This is a genomic window from Candidatus Harpocratesius sp., from assembly GCF_054039255.1.
The window spans coordinates 1-17,219 of sequence record NZ_JBPLBG010000068.1; the positions used below are offsets into that span (position 1 = coordinate 1).

A 17,219-nucleotide genomic window follows, 5' to 3' on the forward strand; every position below is an offset into this window, starting at 1 on the left:
AGAATTTACTAAAAGTTTAATAAAACATGCCCCCTAACTTTTTTGTTGTAAGTGGTATTCATCGATAAATTTTTAATTATTTTTGAGAAAATATTTTTGTCGGATCATTAACTTGTAAACTTAAGAAATAGATTAAATTTTTAGCACTAAGCTAATTCTTATTTAATAGCGATGACTGAAGAAAATACTTCATCAATTTATGAATCCATCATGCAATTATTTCAAGAATTGCATTTCCCATTATCAATGGAAATAAAAGAAGAATTACGTAATCTTGATTTAAAAACACTCCTTCGGGTAAAAACTCTATTTATTGGAGTAAAATCACTTTTAGAAATTCATGAGAAATTGCAATTAGAGATAGAAACATTAAGAAAAAAGAATGAAAATACTGCTGAAATATCAAATATGATGGATCAACTTGCTGAAAATTTACGAAAACTCGAAGAAACTCGAATGAAGGAATTAATGGGTGATTTAATTACAAGATTTTTGAATTCGAACGTTCCTCCTCCTCGAGATATAGCTCTTGATGAAGTATCTTTTACAAATATTTCCAATTTATTGGAATTTCTCACTCCATCAGTATCATCAGATATTGATCAATCAAAATTAAATCAAGATTCTCAAATTTCTACAATAGTACCAAACAATGAAGAACTTGCGAGATTTCAAATAATTTTATCAGAAAAGGATAAACATATTACAAAACTAGAATTAGAAATTCAAGCTAAAATTCGAGAATTAGAAGCACTTAAGAGTGATTTAAATCGATTTCAAGAATTAGATGAAGAAGTTCATACTTTACGAGCACGCAATGCGGAATTAGAGAAAGAATTCGAAGCACAAAAGACAGAAAATTCTATTTTAATAAATGAGAATAAATTGTTTCAGACTAGATTTCAAGAAATTTCTGAAGAATTAGATAAGAAAAACAACCAATTAGCAGAAATAGAACTAAGTTTCTCTGAATTAGAAGATCTTAAATTAAAGATAACTCAGTTAGAACAAGAAAACTCTCAATTAAAAGAAGAAAAAAGCTCTCTTCATTCAATATTGGGGGATCTTCAATCTAAAAATGAACAGATCTCACATGAATTAGATGAAATTCATATTGAATTTAATAATTTGCAACATAAATATGATGAATTACAAAGAACAGGAGAATTAAAAGAAAATAGAATTCAAGAATTGCAAAAAGATCTTCAAGATAAACAACAAGAATGTTCTCACCTACGCGAATCTTTAGAACACACAAAAGTGGACCAATCTGAAGATGAGACAGACTTTAGATCTCAATTAGAAGAAAAAGAGATAATAATTAATGATTTAAAGCAAGAATTACATGAATTAAATGAAAAAATACAAAAAATGATTTATCGTGACGAATTTGAAGATTTATCAAGAAAATTTCAAGAAACAGAAAATCAAATAGCACAGAAGGATCAATATTTACGAGATAAAACAGAAGAAATTCGACAAATGCAACACAATCATCAGATTGAAAAGGAAAATTTAATCAAAAAAATTGAAGAATTACAACAAAAAATTGCAGAACATAAAAATCTTGAAGAACTAATTAGAGAAAAGGATACAATTATTGAAGATTTGCAAAAGCAAGAAGAGGAATTTCATGATGCTTTGCTTGAAAACGTGAAAATTACTGCAGAAAAAGAAGAATTAAACGAAAAAATTGCTGAGTTGATCTCTCAAAAAGAAGTTCTTTTTGATCGGATTTCTGAATTAAAACGAGAAAATAGTGGAAATTTAGCAATTATTCAGAGATTGACGAAGCAAGTTGAATCTTTAGAGGAAAAATACCAAAAGGCTCAAGAACCATCACCAGAAATGATTAAAGATACAATTGAGAAAGAATATTTGCAAAAACAGGTTGATTCTCTTAATATGGAATTGAGAGAGCAAATTGCTCTTGCTTCAGAATCAAGCGGAAAATATCAAGTTATGAAAGATCAATATGATTTGTTGAAAAAAGAAATAAAAGATTTACAAGATCAATTTGATGAGATTCGTCAGGAAAATCTAAACTTACAACGAAGAATTCAAGAGCAAAAAGTAGATTATTCTGAGAAAATTAGCGACCTTGAGCAAAAATTACGAATTTCAGAACGGAAAGTGGGTGAATTAGAAACTCAGTTACTCAAAGCTCAAAGTGGATTAGAATATCAAGAAGAAATCGAAAAATTACGTAAAAATCTTGATAATAAAAATCAAGAAAACCAAAATCTTGAAGATGAAATTTCAAAGATTAGAGCTGAGCTGGCCTTAGGTAAGAAAGAAATTGCCCGATTGAATGAAGAAATTGTGAATTACCGCCGAAGAATTAAAGTACTAAGACGAGATCTCTCTTCAAGTTCATCTGAGTAATATCATATTTTTTAAATCAAATTAAATTAAGATCTCTTTATTTCAACTGATAAGTTGGTTTTTTCTTATACCTTTTTTGATGTTTTTTAGCTTGATAGGTTTCATCTGTGAATTTATATATGGAATCTTGCCAATCAACATTTATTGGATTATCAAATTTAGTAGTTATTTCTATTGGAGAATGAGATGTTGCAGAATTGGTTTTATTGATATCTTTTCCATCTACCCGAATATCATGAATTTTTTGTTTAAAATAGGTTTCTCCTCCACTTTTTGCGCTCATGACAATAATTTCATCTCCAATTTTTAAACTTCCATTGATTAAACGAATTCTAACGGCATTTGTTGGATATTGATGAATGATTTCACCCATCTTAATATATCTATAATGAGAAATATTAGCAGGACTGTTAAGTTGTGAATCCTTTTCTGAAGCTCTACCAAAATAAAATCCAGTTGTAAATCCTCGATTATAGACTTTCTTTAATTGGGTTATCCAATGCTTCTTTTTTCTTTGTTCTTGGAAATTACCAGAAAAATAAGCATCTATGGCTTCTCTATATACTCTTGATACTGTTTCAACATAATGAGGATGGCGCATCCGACCTTCAATCTTAAAACTTTCAATTCCTGCTTCAATTAACTGTGGAATATAATTAATCATGCATAAATCCCGCGAGTTTAGAATACGTTTTCCATCATAAAGGAATTCATGACCTGTTTCAGAAATCAATTTCCATTTTCCACGGCACGGTTGAGTACAAACACCACGATTAGCTGATTTATCAGCAGAACAAGCAATTGTCTGAGAAAGATAACAACGTCCTGAAATGGAGCTACACATAGCTCCATGTACAAATGCCTCAATTTTTGCTGTTGTCATTTTTGGTGTGATCTGGGAAATTTGCTTTAATGAGCATTCTCTGGCTAAAATTATCCTTTCTGCACCTAATGATTCGTAAAATTTTGCACTTTCGGAATTTGAGACATTACACTGAGTTGAGATATGAAAAGGGATTCCAATTTCTTTTGCAATTCTAAGAGTTGCAATATCATGAACTATTACGGCATCGATTCCAGCTTCTTTGGCAGCAATTAAGATTTGGCGTAATTCATCAAGTTCATTCTCGTATATTACAATGTTTAATGTTAGAAATGCTTTTCTATACCTAAAATGGGGGTCTTTTGGAGAGTGACACATTTGAACAATTCGTGGTAAATCAGAGAGAGAGAAATTATCTGCTTTAATTCGCATGTTAAATTTCTCTATTCCAAAATATACTGCATTTGCATAAGCTCCTGAAGCTTTTAAAGCCATAAAATTTTTTGCTGGAGCTAATAATTCTATTGAATTCGATTTTTTCTCTTGTAAATTCATTTTTTTTGATTTCCACTCTCGCAATTCATGATATCTTCATATAATTAAAGATATTTAATTTCAAAAATGTTGATTTTTTAATGCATAACCAAAAAATTGCTCGAATTTCCTTCCAATTTAAAAAAACAATGTAAAGTTGAAAATTTTTATGGTTGAAAATGAAAACTTACTTACTGTAAAATTTTTTCTTATCATATAAAAAGTAGTTGGGATAATTAATGACATTGGATTGGACATTTTCTTTTGTTTCAAGTAAGCAAATTGATAACCCTAAAATTGAGCATATTTGCTCATTTCGGGATGGTAAAATCCAATTTATTGCTGATCCCAAAAAGAACCCAGAAATTATTTCTCAATTAGAACCAGTAATTCTTCTAATCAATTATATTGCATATTTCCCAAATAAAGATTTTACAAAAATTAAATTAAAAACTTCGGGTAGTCAATTTGCAATCCATTTCTTAGATAAAAGATTTTTACACCATAATTTTTTGGGAATTTTGTCAGTGAGCGAATTTAATGAAATTCAACCTTTTGAAACTTGGGGTGTTGAAGAATTAATGGCTGAATTTGTTTTTGATAATTTTCTAGAGATGAAACAAGAAAATAATGAAAATGGTTTCGATATTTTAACATTTGAAGAATGGCTTAAACCTGAAATCTCAAATTTTTATCAAGATTGGCTAGAAGCAAAATATGATGAAATATCAACTAAAAAAGAAGTACGAGTATTCCGTGAATCTAAAATTCATTCTTTAAATTATAAGAAATATGAACAATGGTGGGATTTGCAGATAATTAACGAATTTGGGAACCCAATCACGGATTTAATTTCTTTCATTGATGATCAAGCCTTTATGATTAATTCAAAGGATGAGAAAATTAAACAAAATTTAGAAGGAATGTCGCTTTCTGCGCTTAAAATTTTGATTGATACACAAGGTGCTTGGGATATTTTGTATTTAAAAAACAGATTAAAGAATGAAATGGGATTTCAGTATGTTTTTTTTGAGCATTTTACTGTATCTCATATTAAATACTTGATTATCTTGAATACAGCTTTATATGATGTTGCTAATGAGAAATGTATTCAAGCTTTTAGGGGGTTTGAATTTGACATGCTAGAAGGTTTAGCAGAGAAATTGGTTCAACATCCTGATTTTTTTAATCCTCAAGGGCAAATTCGACCAGAAAATAGTGGATTGACTCATAGAATTATAATTAATTCAATTCAACAATATCTTGGATGATACAAGAAAAAAAGTAGATAATTTTGATCTCTGTAAATAATAGATGTATAAGAGCGAATTTTGATGATTGAAAATAATTTTAGTAAAATTAACCAAAATAGTCATAAAGATGAAAATATAGATATAAAAGAAAACAAATTTATATGGGCTTACTCTACACAAGAAATTTTCAAAAAATATGGAACACATCCCCATTTTGGGCTTAGTGACGATCAAGCATCTATCAATCTTGAGAGATATGGATTTAATGAATTGAAATTGGAAAAACCATCATTTATTGCTACATATCTTGCCCCTTTATTTAATTGGTTGATTATTCTTTATCTCATTTCTGCTGGAATCATGTTAATTGCTAGCTTATTACTTCACACAGATAACATGTCTTTAGTATATGTAACTTTGACAGTTGTAGTATTAAATTGCTTTGTTGCCATTTATCAACAAGCACGTGCTACAAAAAAATTAGAAGCATTACAGTCTATGGCTGCGCCAAAATCATGGGTTATACGGGATGGCCAAATTGTGGAAATATTCTCGAAAAATATAGTAGTTGGTGATCTTGTTAAACTAACCACTGGAGATCAAGTGCCTGCTGATGCTCGTATTATATCTTCTACCGATTTGCGCGTAAATGAAGCATCTTTAACAGGAGAAAGTGAACCTGTATCCAAAAATCATGGTGAGCCTTTAGATAATAAAATGCTACATCTCCAAAATCAAGAAAATATTCTTTTTTATGGGACTTTTATTACAACAGGGCACTGTAAAGCGATCATATTCGCAACAGGCACTAATACTGAGATTGGCAAAATTTCTAAAGGAATGTCCGAAATCAAATCAACTGATATTCCGATTCGGAAAAAGATGGATAACTTAGGAAAATGGTTTGGAATCTCAATATTTATTTTGTGGATATGTACATTAATTTTTCTAAAAATAACTACTGGAAAATTAGAATTCGTAGAAAGTTTAAATGCTGCAATGGGAATTATGCCAGTTAATATTCCTCTCTTAGTAACAGTTATTATGTTGACTGGAGTAGTAGCAATGGCTGAACATGGTGTTATTGTTCGAAATGTTGCTTCAGTAGATAGCTTGGGTAGAATAAGTGTAATTTGCACTGATAAAACTGGTACTTTAACGAAAAGTCAAATGGCAGTTCAATATATTTGGGCACGTGGTTCGACTTTTAAAGTAACTGGGAGCGGATATACACCAAAGGGTGATTTTTTTTTGATGGATATTCCCCATAAACCGCAAATGATCGAGAATATTGAAGAGTTTCCCCATTTAGAATTTCTTATTAAATCTGCTTATTTGAATAATAATTCTATGTTAATGAAATATCAATTCGAAGTTGAAAAACGACATAAAAAAGAAATCATTGAAGATTGGAAAGTTATTGGCAGTGCCACAGAAGGTGCATTACAGACTTTGGCTAAAAAGGCGGGTATTACTCAAAAAGATGGTGTGGATATTCGAAAACATTATTTAGAAATAATAGAATTTCCATTTTCTTCAGATGTAAAACGGATGACAAAAGTTCTCCAAAATAAGCAAACTGGTGAGATCATATCATATACAAAAGGAGCCAGTGAATATTTAGTTACTAATTGTGATTATCTTTTAGGAGACAACGGACAAATATTTGAATTTAGCATAGATTTGCGATTAATTATTATGAATATTATTAATGAATATGCGATGAAGGGTTATCGGCTGCTAAGTTTTGCCTATAAGCCTTTAGAATTTATACCTGAAGATCTTGAATCAAAACGGGATGAAATAGAGAATGAATTAATCTATATTGGCTTTGTGGCTATTATTGATCCACCGAGAGAAGGTGTGCAAAACGCAATAGATTTATGTCATGATGCAGGAATTGATGTTGTCATGATTACAGGCGATAGTCTTCCAACAGCTAAAGCAATTTCCAAAAATATTCACATATTAAAAAATCCTAACGATTTGGTAATGGATGGAAGTAAATTAGAAGAACTTGATGCTACGGTTCCTTTAGAACATGTAAAAGTGTTCTCCCGTGTTATTCCTAAAAATAAACAGAGCATTGTAGAAAAGTACCAAAATAAAGGAAAAATAGTTGCTATGACTGGGGATGGTGTAAATGATGCTCTTGCTCTTAATTTAGCAGATGTTGGAATTGCAATGGGTATTCAAGGAACTGATGTTGCAAAACAAGCTGCCGATATGGTTATCTCAGATGATTCCTTCATTTCCATTGTAGAAGGAATTCGTCGAGGTCGTGGAATCTTTGCCAATATTCGTTCTGTTGTATTTTACTTTATTTGTATCAATATTTTTGAAGGATTAGTTAATCTAATTTTATCTGTTCTTTTAGGTTTGCCATATTGGTTCGATCCTGAGTTTTTACAGCTGTTTCTGCTTATCTCTGGGTCTTTACACTCATTTACTGGATTAATCTTGACTTTTGATAAGATACCTGACGATGTTATGAAAGAAAAACCAAGAAATTCTCAAGAAATTATCTCCCGACAATTTTTAATCCTATTAGCAAGTTATGGTATTTTCTTGATGATGGTGATGTTTGGATTATATTTCTTAGTATCTAGCGATATTTATCCCATATTTACAGTGAATATTTCACATGGGGCTTTGGATTCACAGTATATTTTTACACAGGCTACACAGTCGTTGTGGGAAGGGACCGATCTTAAAATTGCAAAAACCTTAACAATGTTAGCAACGACTATATTCATTGCTGAGTTTTTTATGGCCATTCAGATTAGGCGTCCTAACAAAAGTTTATGGCGAACACTTAAGGAAGATATGAATTTGGTTATTATTTTGCTAGCAATCGGACTTTTTGGTTTGCTTTTCTCATTAATATATATTCCTGGTTGGCAAATCTTCTTTTATTCAATGGGTTTCAAATTCCAATTAATGTTTCTCCATATTTGGGATTTACTTCTCTGTTTTGGCTTTGCTTTCTTTGGTTGTATTCTTCCCTTTGAAGTAGTTAGGTGGATTTCACGAAAACTTGGAATTATTTTTTAAATTAGGTTTCTCTCTCTTTTTTCTTTTATTAAATTGTTTTCAATCTTGGGCCAAAAATTATTAAATTTAGAGCAAAAATTTATTAAACCCATTGACATATATATCGTATAGAGAAGCGAAGACTAATATGAAAGATATGAAGACCTTCTTTCATAGCTTTTAACGGCAAATAATCCATTTGGGAGCGATATTGTTTGTTAAAAGTAGTCAAAAGATCAAGAAGGGGTGCGTCGGGCTTTCATTTTTTTAGATTTTCGCTTTCTCTCTTTTACTTTTTTTATGTATTTTGAAGAGGGAAATTAATTAATCGCAAAATATTTTATTCTAATAGGATGCCTGAAATTCCAGAAGATATATCTGTCGAACGTAATGAAGTTTCAACAAATACTGAAAATAAAGATTCAATAATTAAATTTAAACATGCCATTTCCCGATCAATGGCTGAAAATCTCCTAGAAACTTTCCAAACCACAATAATTCAAGAATACAATTTACGAAATATTCAATTGCATATTAATCCCATTTACAATAGATACGAAAATTTAATTGGATTGGAATTTAGTTCTCCTTTATCAAAAAATATGCGGGATGAATTAAAAGAGCGAATTAATCAAATAATTCAAGATTTGATGCAGTCAGTTGAAAAAAAAAGGAATCACTTCCAAGCTGATATGAAATCTAAAGAACCAATAAGTTTTACAGAACTTTTAGGGACTTTTCGTATCAAGGTTATTTATGTTCTTATTCCCATTTTAATAAGTATTGGAACTGCTACGTTTTTAGGATGGGCTGCAAAGGTTGAAGCGGATATAAATATTAATGTAGCACCATATCCAAATGAAAATAATATTGGAGAAATACTATATAATGGTTTCATGCCTGTTTTAATTTCAGCTGTATTTATAACAATCATTTACTTTTTAATAAAAAAATTTGGAATGATTGCATTCAAAATAATTATGGGAATTGTAATTTTCTTTTATTCCTGGTATGGATTAATCTTTTTCATAACTGTCTTTTTTACAATTTACCTAAATAATGTTCCTGAAGAATCAATAAACTTTGCATGGTTTAATGGATTGTATCTTGGTTTTTTCTATGGATCAATTATTCTATTTATTGTTTTAATGGTCTTTTTCTTTAGCAATAAGTTATCACTAAAACAGCGAAATGCAATTGTATTATTTTATTCAATTTTTATGGGCGCTATTATTGGAATTTCGCTACCGACTTGGACAACTTTTGCTTTTGCAATTTTCCTTTCCATTTGGGATTTGTTCACAGTATTTAAGGGGCCTTTAGGCAAAATTGGCCAAATGATCCAAGATAATCAGCTGGAAACTCATAAAAGAATTAAGAACATGCTAGAAGAAGGTAAAATTGGAATTGATCAAGTTGGTGATTATGAACAATTTGTTTCTTTACAAATAAAAAACGATGAAGAAGGTGAAATTGATTATAAAAAAGTAGAAGTAGAATTGGGTTCTGGGGACTTGATTTTATATTCTGCCTTAGTCGCTAATGTATTTATCAATTATGGAAGCTGGTTTTTAGCGGGTTTGGTGATATTTGGTGTGATTTTAGGTGCAATATTAACTTTATATCTTTTATTATCCAAGAAAAGAATGCTTCCAGCATTGCCTTTCTCAATGTTGTTTGGAATAATATTTTTCTTTGTTGGAATTTTAATGCAAAAGATATTTTGAGAATAATAAATATAATTGCATCATTCATCCCATTTATCTATTTTTTTATTACATTATTACACTATTAATTATTTTGGAGTACGAATTTGATAATATAAAAGATATTGGTTTGGTGGTAACCATGTATATAATTTTTGATCTTGAATTTCTTTTAAATTAAATTGAGAATCAAATTGATAAATTGGGGTTGAAAAATCCAATATTTTCGTTAAATCATCCAGTTGTACTAATTGAGCATGATACCAATCTTTATTATAAATTAAGAGCATCTGCGAATTGTTAGAAGTATCCCTTTTTCGAAGAATCAAAATACCCAAATTTTCGTAAGGATAATGCCATAATAAGCCTTCTTGCTGCAAAAGAGGAAATTTTGATTTAAATTTATTTATTCTTTGAATATCTTTACGAATATCGAAAAGCGGTTGACTTTTCTCGATAAATTCGGTGAATACGACCTTTAACTGTTTTTTTTCTCCCCATTCATATCCAATTGGCATTAAGAGACCTTTAGAGAAAAAAGCTGCAAAGAAATATCGAAAAATCTGAACATCCTTTCGACCCCCTGTTTCTTTTACTAACCTTATTGTATCGTGGCTTTCAGGAAAGCTGATAGAAGGTGCAATTTGAGAATATAATTTTTGCTGTTCCAAGCACCATGGTGCTGTGAAATCCCACCATTTGCTTGAATTAGCTATAAAATCAAATTTACAATACTTTAAACTCATATTTTGTTGAAAATTCGCCCCTAGTGTTTCAGCCCAGAATATTATATCCGGTTTGATATTTTTACAAAAAGAAATTAATTCATTCCATATTTCAGCAGGAATTTGATAAGCTGCATCTGCACGAAATCCATCAACTCCCAAATTAATACAAAATGCTAAATATTTCTTAAAAAAATTCGTGATTTCTTCTCGATAAGGACTATCAAAATTTAATTCAGCTAAATCCCCCCAAATCTGCATTTCATTTGTGTTTGCAGGATTAATGGCGTAAGGTGGTGCTATTGTATATATAAGTTCATATTCTTCAGAAGGGTATTGATTTTTATCGTAGTCTATATCTTTCTTTTGAATATCTTCAAATACCCAAATAGGATGAAGTGTTTTTTTTTCACGTAAAATCCATTTATGAAGATACCAATGGGGATGATTAGATACCGAGTCGATGGCTGTATGATTGATAACTATATCAAACATAACTTGCAAACCTAATGAATGTGCTTGCGCAATGAACGCCTTGAAAGAATTCCAAGTTTCTTGATCTTTTTGATCAACAGCAAATTTTGGATCTATTTTAAAATAATCTTTTATTGAGTAAAGGGAGCCAGAAAATCCTCTCTGATTGATGGGATTTATATATATCCATGTAAATCCCATGTCTACAATCCCTTTAAGAAATTGATCCCATTGGGTGATTTTTCCTGCTAAAGAAGGAAATAAGTTATATATTAAAACAGGAAGATTAGGTTCCAAATCATTCATGTTCCATCAATTATAAGAAAATTATCCTTTCAAATTCAAGATTCCTTTAAAATTCCATGTTTTTGAATTCTTAAACAACTGTATTATTCTCAAATATTAGTATAAATATAAAGGGAAGTATTCTTTACTAAGATCCATGCACCTATTCATCTATTTCTTCTCTGTTTTTAAAAAACATAAGGCGCGATATTTTGCTTGCATTCTTGGATTTGGAGTTGCTTTGGGTGCTGTTTTTGGTGTTTCTGCATATTCTGCCATATTAGATGATACAGTAAATAGATTTTATTTTTTAGAAGATAATTCTTACCTTGTTCTAAGTAAGGGTACAAATGTACTTCAGATCATACCATTTGAATCTCAAATACCTGATAATGTATCCATTTCATTGCTTGAAAATGCAGGTGTAACCTATACATTACCTATAATTTTCAAAAATTTTAGCAATGAAACTCAATTTAAATGGTTGAAAAATGTAATTGTGGGTATCAGTTTTAGCAATTTGCGAAATTTCTACATGAAAGATATTGGATTGCAAGAAGGTAATTGGCCACAAGATCCAGATACAGAAATTGTTGTTGGACCTAATATTGAATTTGAAAATCTGACATTAGGGAGTGTGATTCCTATTCGGGGGAAGAATCTCACTGTTTCTGGTATTTTAAATCCATCAAATGTGTTCTTTGATAAATTTATCTATTTGGATTATTCATTAAGTCAAAATTTATTTGATATGGATGGGTTATGCACTGTAATTTATGTTTTAGGAAATCCTGACATACTTAACAATCCACAAATAATCCAGTCGCTTGAAGATTCTGTCGAATCACAATACCCCTTTATTGATTTTATTGATTCAGATGAATTGGATGAAGCTTCTGGTTTTTTTTATCAGATGTTGGATGTTTTTAACGTAATTATGACTCTTTTCCCTCTTTTTATCAGTGGGTTATTTATTTTTATTCTTATGTTACTTAATGTTAAAGATCAAGAACAAGAATTTGGAATGCTCCGTGCCATTGGAATGCCTTTAGAGTATATAGGTCTTATTATTTTTTTCCAAAGTATACTTATTACTGGATTTGGTTATTTTATCAGTTTAATCACAGGAAATCTATATTTTATGTACGGTTTTTACGTTTTTCGAAAGAATGCTGAAACCAAAAATATTTTCAGTTATGTTAGAGAAATGATTCAGCAAATTCCTTCATCTATTTACATTCAAACTTTAATTGTTTCATTGCTAATCGGTATTTTTATTGCAATTTATCCATCATTTCGTGCTATGCGACAATCAATAGTCCAAACTTTTAGGAAGGAGGAATAATTGTTAAATGAAATTCAGCCAATATATTTTCAATAATCTGACTCAAAAAAAAATTAGAACTCTATTGTGTGTGATAGGGATTGCCACAAGCTTAGTGAGTTCTACTGTTATGGCACTTTTAACAGATTATTACTCTTCTCGGACATCAACTTTCTTTCAACCATTCCCAGAATTTGATGAAGTGCTGGAACGAGGCACAAACTTTATTCAATTCATTCCTGTTGGCTCAACAATAGATTTAGATGTTAAATCAGAATTAGATTTATATTTTAATATTGATTCCATTCCTCTTCTTATTGTTCCGAACAATGAAGATTTACTCTCTTTATATAATAATTATATTTATGGTGTTCCATTCTTACAGCAGCAATCATTGTTTCATAAGATATATCTTCAAATGGGACGATGGCCTCAAAATTCGAATGAAATAGTAGTTGGAAACGAATACTTGGATAAAAGGGAATTAACTCTTTTTAATCATACTTTTCCTGTTGTTGGTGTAATAAGCAAGCAATATTCTTATTTGGATCGAATTATCATTATGGATCATACAATTCTTGAGCAAAAAACTGGAAATTATGGGAAAACTACTGTGATCTTCATTCCGTCATCTTTAGAAAAGAATATTTCAAAAATTAATAAGTTTGAAATGGATAATAGTCATATCGATGTTTTAACTTCTTCTGAAATTGAAGCTCTTCATGGACAGATTGGGGATTTCATGGATAATTTAGTAAACGTGCTAAGTGTTTTTACTGCAGGTGCTTCTATTATATTTGTTTTTTCACTCGAATTAATGAATATTTTTAGTCGTAAAAAAGATTTTGACATATTTAGAATTTTAGGAGCGAAAACTAATACTATTTTTCAGACAGTTATTATTGAAAATTTAATTTTGCTAATTTCTGGCTTAATTGTCGGTATTCCTGTTTCAATTTTAAGCTTTTCTCTTCTATATTCTTATATTGTTTTAAAAGTGAATCATAATGCTACTTTTTTTAAAGGGTTTGCTAAAGGTTGGAATTTTATTTTTCATCCATTTCAATGGGATTTATTTATAGAAAATATTCTCCTAATTTGTATTGCAAATATCAGTTTTGCATTGATAATTTCTCTAATAGGGCTTCGTCAATACAAATTATCTGAATTAAAGCAAAAATATTAAGGTGTATAATAAAAAAATGAATTCTATATCAACAAAAACAATAAATCAAAAAGAAGAAATCATTCTTCAATTGATAGAGATTGAGAAAAGCTATAAAACATATTCAGAAACATTGCATGTTCTACGTGGTGTTGATTTAACCATAAATCGTGGGGAAATTGTTAGTATTATGGGCCCTAGTGGTTCTGGGAAATCTACTCTTCTTAATATTATTGGATTACTTGATACGTATGATTCTGGTACGTATTCAATTGCTGGGATTGATACTTCAGATTTATCACGAAAACAAAAACAGCTAATTCGCCTTCAGAAAATAGGTTTTGTGTTTCAAACCTTTAATCTCATCCAAACTTTAACAGTACAACAAAATATCGAATTACCTATGAATTTGCTCAGAGAATCTCAAGAGGCTCAACATAAAAGATCTTCTGAATTAATGAGTGAGTTTGGTTTAACAACTAAAAAGAAAAAATTTCCTTATCAACTAAGTATTGGAGAGCAACAACGAGTTTCAATTGCAAGAGCTTTAGTAAATAATCCTGTAATTATTTTATGTGATGAACCTACAGGTAATTTGGATGAAGAAAATGCGCAGACAATTTTGGATCATTTATCCAATTTAAAGCGATTTAATACCACAATTTTAATTGTGACTCATAATCCTTCAATTAAGCAAATCACAGATAGAAATTTCATACTTTCTCATGGAAAAATTGAACTACAAACTTAATCACTTGATTTTTTGTTCTTATTCTTGATTGTTAATCTATTTCATATTCCAAATGAATAATTTTTATTTATATTCTCGCTTTATATAAACCGTGAAATTCAACCTTAATTCTAAATTTTCTGTGATTTCGAATTTCAGAAAATATATACTAATATCTATATCTTGTATTTTTCTTTTCTTAGTAGTATCCTCAAACTTTTATTTTATTAATTGTGAAATTACTCCAAATTCTAATAAAAGACTAATTCCTCATACTCAGCGTTCTCAACAGTCTAATCAGAATGTTTCTCTATCTTATAATGTTTACTATGAAATAAATGATGAAACAAAAGACAGTGATGAATTTTTAATTTCCATGCAAATTAATGGAACGAATTTGATGTATGAAAATGGAACAATTCAATATCGATTGTCGAAGAAAATTTTAAACCCTACCGTAATTAATGCTCTTTCTTTTATATTTGGGGAAGAACAAGCTGGATTTTTGGCAAATAATGAAAATAATGTGTCTTTACTCACACAATTCTCATATCGGCGAGAACGATTAAATGATGCAAATTCAAATCAAAATTTTACAATTAATTCAACCTATACCATTTTTTGGCTTAATAGTTCAGATCGGCCAACAAATTTCCTTCATGATTATCAGCAAATTCCTTTTTTCCAAGTATCTGACCCAATAATGTTTACTTTACGAAAAGATCATCCAGAAGTGGCTTCACCAAAGTTTAGCCCAGATATTCGAGATTTACGTAAAAATAACCCCATTTTACCAACTTATTATCTTACTCTCAATTTAAATAATCAAATCTCTGTAAAATTATATTATGATATGACTTGGAGCCTCTTACTTCGTGCAGAAGTTCAGTATGTAAATCCAAATGATGAATCAAATTCATATTTCATTCGTCTGTATCTTGAATCTTCTTCGCTTCCATTCGCTTTTTCTGAAAATAACCCTTATCGCGAAGAATATATACAAAATCTAACTATTGTGTTATCAATTACTGGAAGTATTATGGTTATTGTAACATTTATTGGAATTTTAATATATCAAAACCGAAAAAAAAAAAAAATTGAAGATACAACAAAAGCTGAAGGAAACAGAGAAGTATCAATTAATAATTTGAAGTTGAAAAAAAGAAAAAAAAAGAAAAAAGAAAAGAAAAAAAGCAAGAAATTAGATTCTCAATCAATATTAGATCGAATTTAATCGCAAATTTGAAATAAAACTAACCTACACTGAAATTAAATATGAAAAAAAATAATAATAACAATAACATTGAAAACCCAAGTAAATTTCTCTCTTTTTTTACTCATTTTCTTCAATTTAGCGGGATTATAGAAATGGTTATTGCTGTTGGTTTTTTTTTCTTGCCTTTAGTTGCTGATAGTTTTGGAATCGATTTGGGGATTCCATTATTTTACTTGTTCGCTGCAGTGGAATTCTTAACTCTCGGATTCCTGCTATGGTATGCTGCTCGTGATCCTAAGAAATATCTCATTATTATTATTTCTTCATGTGCTTTCCGATTTCTTATGATTATTCCTGAACTTGCAACTATCATTTTGTATCCACAGTTTTCTTTGATACTTTTTATAGGGCTTGCTTATGATTGGATTTCTTCTATTGCTACTCTCATTTCAATGAAATATTTAAATATTATCTGAAATTGAACCTACAGTGAAATATCTTCTTTGTTTCTTTCACAGAAATGATTAGAAAATAAAAAAGTGAGGTTTTTTATTCATTGAATATATCTTTATTTTTTGTATTCGCTCTTCTCTTTAGTCTTCCTTTTAGCTTTTTATTTATTATTGAATTCATTAATACATCTGTTCTAGCTTAAATCTGATGTTAAATAAAAGAATTCCAATTCTTCAATCAAGTATTCAAAATTATTAAATCAAAATAGAATATTGGAAATTTTTTATTGAAAGTTCGTAATTCTCACATTTTGATGCATAACGAGAATTTAAATGAACTTTAAAAAGCACCTTAAAATTTATTATTCATCTTGAATCAAATACCTTAGGGTTAAATATTAACCCAGTGAATTAAAAAAATGTCTAATGAAAATGAATCAGCTGAAAAACCTATGATCCGACGATTGGTTTTGGATATCTTGAAGCCTTTTGACCCCGAAATTAATATTGTTGCGAAAGAACTGATTAATCGATGTTCAAGCAGCGATGTTTCGGTCAATATCACTGTTTACGAAGTTGATAAATTGACCACAACCTGTAAGGTTATAATTGAAGGAACTCATTTAGATTACGATGAAATACAGGAAATTTTAATAAGTATGAATTGCGTTATTCATTCTTTAGACCAAGTTGTAGCTGGAAGCAAATTGGTGGAAGATATAGATACTCCGTTGGATTAATGGACAAGCTTTTGAAAAAAAATACTTCCATCACTTGAAATCTTTTTATCAATAGAATTTTTACTTTTTATTTTTAATATATCGGGAAAAATCATTATTTGATTTCCCGAATTCTTATTTTCTTTTAAAATTTTGATAAATGATTATTAAAATTTTTATAATTTGAGTAAATATGATAATCATTTGCATAATTTCATTTAATTTCATAAACAAGAACATTAGGAACATTTAGAAACGATCTAAAAGAAAAATAAGAATGGGAGTCTCTCAGTTTTAAGGTTCGCAATATTTGAGATATCACTACTTACTTAAACGCATCGGAATTTAATTTCTGTGTTCGGAATGGGAACAGATGGAACTTCCGACCTATGACC

The 17,219-nt window shown here is 29.7% G+C and carries 12 protein-coding genes and 1 rRNA gene; 10 read left to right on the top strand and 3 right to left on the bottom strand.

Annotated elements, in window-relative coordinates; genetic code table 11:
- The first annotated feature begins 171 nt into the window (after positions 1-171).
- Positions 172-2,385, top strand: coding sequence for a coiled-coil domain-containing protein (locus tag ACXLDF_RS14755; RefSeq protein WP_457559312.1), 2,214 nt, complete (start codon positions 172-174; stop codon positions 2,383-2,385).
- A gap of 37 nt (positions 2,386-2,422) precedes the next feature.
- Here the strand turns inward: ACXLDF_RS14755 and ACXLDF_RS14760 are convergent, their stop codons facing one another.
- On the bottom strand, positions 2,423-3,763 hold the full coding sequence (locus ACXLDF_RS14760; RefSeq protein WP_457559313.1) for a peptidase U32 family protein: 1,341 nt from the start codon (positions 3,761-3,763) through the stop codon (positions 2,423-2,425).
- Positions 3,764-3,981: 218 nt separating this feature from the next.
- Between ACXLDF_RS14760 and ACXLDF_RS14765 the strand changes: the two genes are divergently transcribed.
- From ACXLDF_RS14765 to ACXLDF_RS14775, 3 genes are all read left to right on the top strand, one after another.
- Positions 3,982-5,013: a hypothetical protein gene (locus ACXLDF_RS14765; protein ID WP_457559314.1), complete on the top strand. Its 1,032-nt coding sequence runs from the start codon at positions 3,982-3,984 to the stop codon at positions 5,011-5,013.
- Positions 5,014-5,076: 63 nt separating this feature from the next.
- Positions 5,077-8,049: a cation-translocating P-type ATPase gene (locus tag ACXLDF_RS14770; RefSeq protein ID WP_457559315.1), complete on the top strand. Its 2,973-nt coding sequence runs from the start codon at positions 5,077-5,079 to the stop codon at positions 8,047-8,049.
- A 332-nt stretch (positions 8,050-8,381) separates the two neighbouring features.
- Positions 8,382-9,755: a hypothetical protein gene (locus tag ACXLDF_RS14775; protein WP_457559316.1), complete on the top strand. Its 1,374-nt coding sequence runs from the start codon at positions 8,382-8,384 to the stop codon at positions 9,753-9,755.
- A 68-nt stretch (positions 9,756-9,823) separates the two neighbouring features.
- On the opposite strand, the gene ACXLDF_RS14780 is transcribed toward ACXLDF_RS14775, so the two are convergent.
- Complete coding sequence (locus ACXLDF_RS14780; protein WP_457559317.1) at positions 9,824-11,239, bottom strand: alpha-amylase family glycosyl hydrolase; 1,416 nt, start codon at positions 11,237-11,239, stop codon at positions 9,824-9,826.
- A 136-nt stretch (positions 11,240-11,375) separates the two neighbouring features.
- Between ACXLDF_RS14780 and ACXLDF_RS14785 the strand changes: the two genes are divergently transcribed.
- The 6 genes from ACXLDF_RS14785 (at position 11,376) to ACXLDF_RS14810 (ending at position 16,845) form a co-directional block, all read left to right on the top strand.
- Entirely contained in the window at positions 11,376-12,563 is a 1,188-nt protein-coding gene (locus ACXLDF_RS14785) for an ABC transporter permease (RefSeq protein WP_457559318.1), read from the top strand.
- A 7-nt stretch (positions 12,564-12,570) separates the two neighbouring features.
- Positions 12,571-13,728 carry an FtsX-like permease family protein gene (locus ACXLDF_RS14790; protein ID WP_457559319.1) on the top strand — a complete coding sequence of 386 codons (1,158 nt, stop codon included), beginning with the start codon at positions 12,571-12,573 and terminating at the stop codon, positions 13,726-13,728.
- A 16-nt stretch (positions 13,729-13,744) separates the two neighbouring features.
- Positions 13,745-14,458 (top strand): ABC transporter ATP-binding protein, encoded by a 714-nt coding sequence (locus ACXLDF_RS14795; RefSeq protein WP_457559320.1) that lies wholly within the window; start codon positions 13,745-13,747, stop codon positions 14,456-14,458.
- A 91-nt stretch (positions 14,459-14,549) separates the two neighbouring features.
- Entirely contained in the window at positions 14,550-15,671 is a 1,122-nt protein-coding gene (locus ACXLDF_RS14800; RefSeq protein ID WP_457559321.1) for a hypothetical protein, read from the top strand.
- A 41-nt stretch (positions 15,672-15,712) separates the two neighbouring features.
- On the top strand, positions 15,713-16,129 hold the full coding sequence (locus tag ACXLDF_RS14805; protein WP_457559322.1) for a hypothetical protein: 417 nt from the start codon (positions 15,713-15,715) through the stop codon (positions 16,127-16,129).
- 428 nt (positions 16,130-16,557) lie between these two features.
- Complete coding sequence (locus tag ACXLDF_RS14810; RefSeq protein ID WP_457559323.1) at positions 16,558-16,845, top strand: DUF211 domain-containing protein; 288 nt, start codon at positions 16,558-16,560, stop codon at positions 16,843-16,845.
- Between the two features lie 262 nt (positions 16,846-17,107).
- Here ACXLDF_RS14810 and rrf read toward each other — a convergent pair.
- Positions 17,108-17,219, bottom strand: a 5S ribosomal RNA gene (gene rrf, locus ACXLDF_RS14815); the annotation flags it as partial.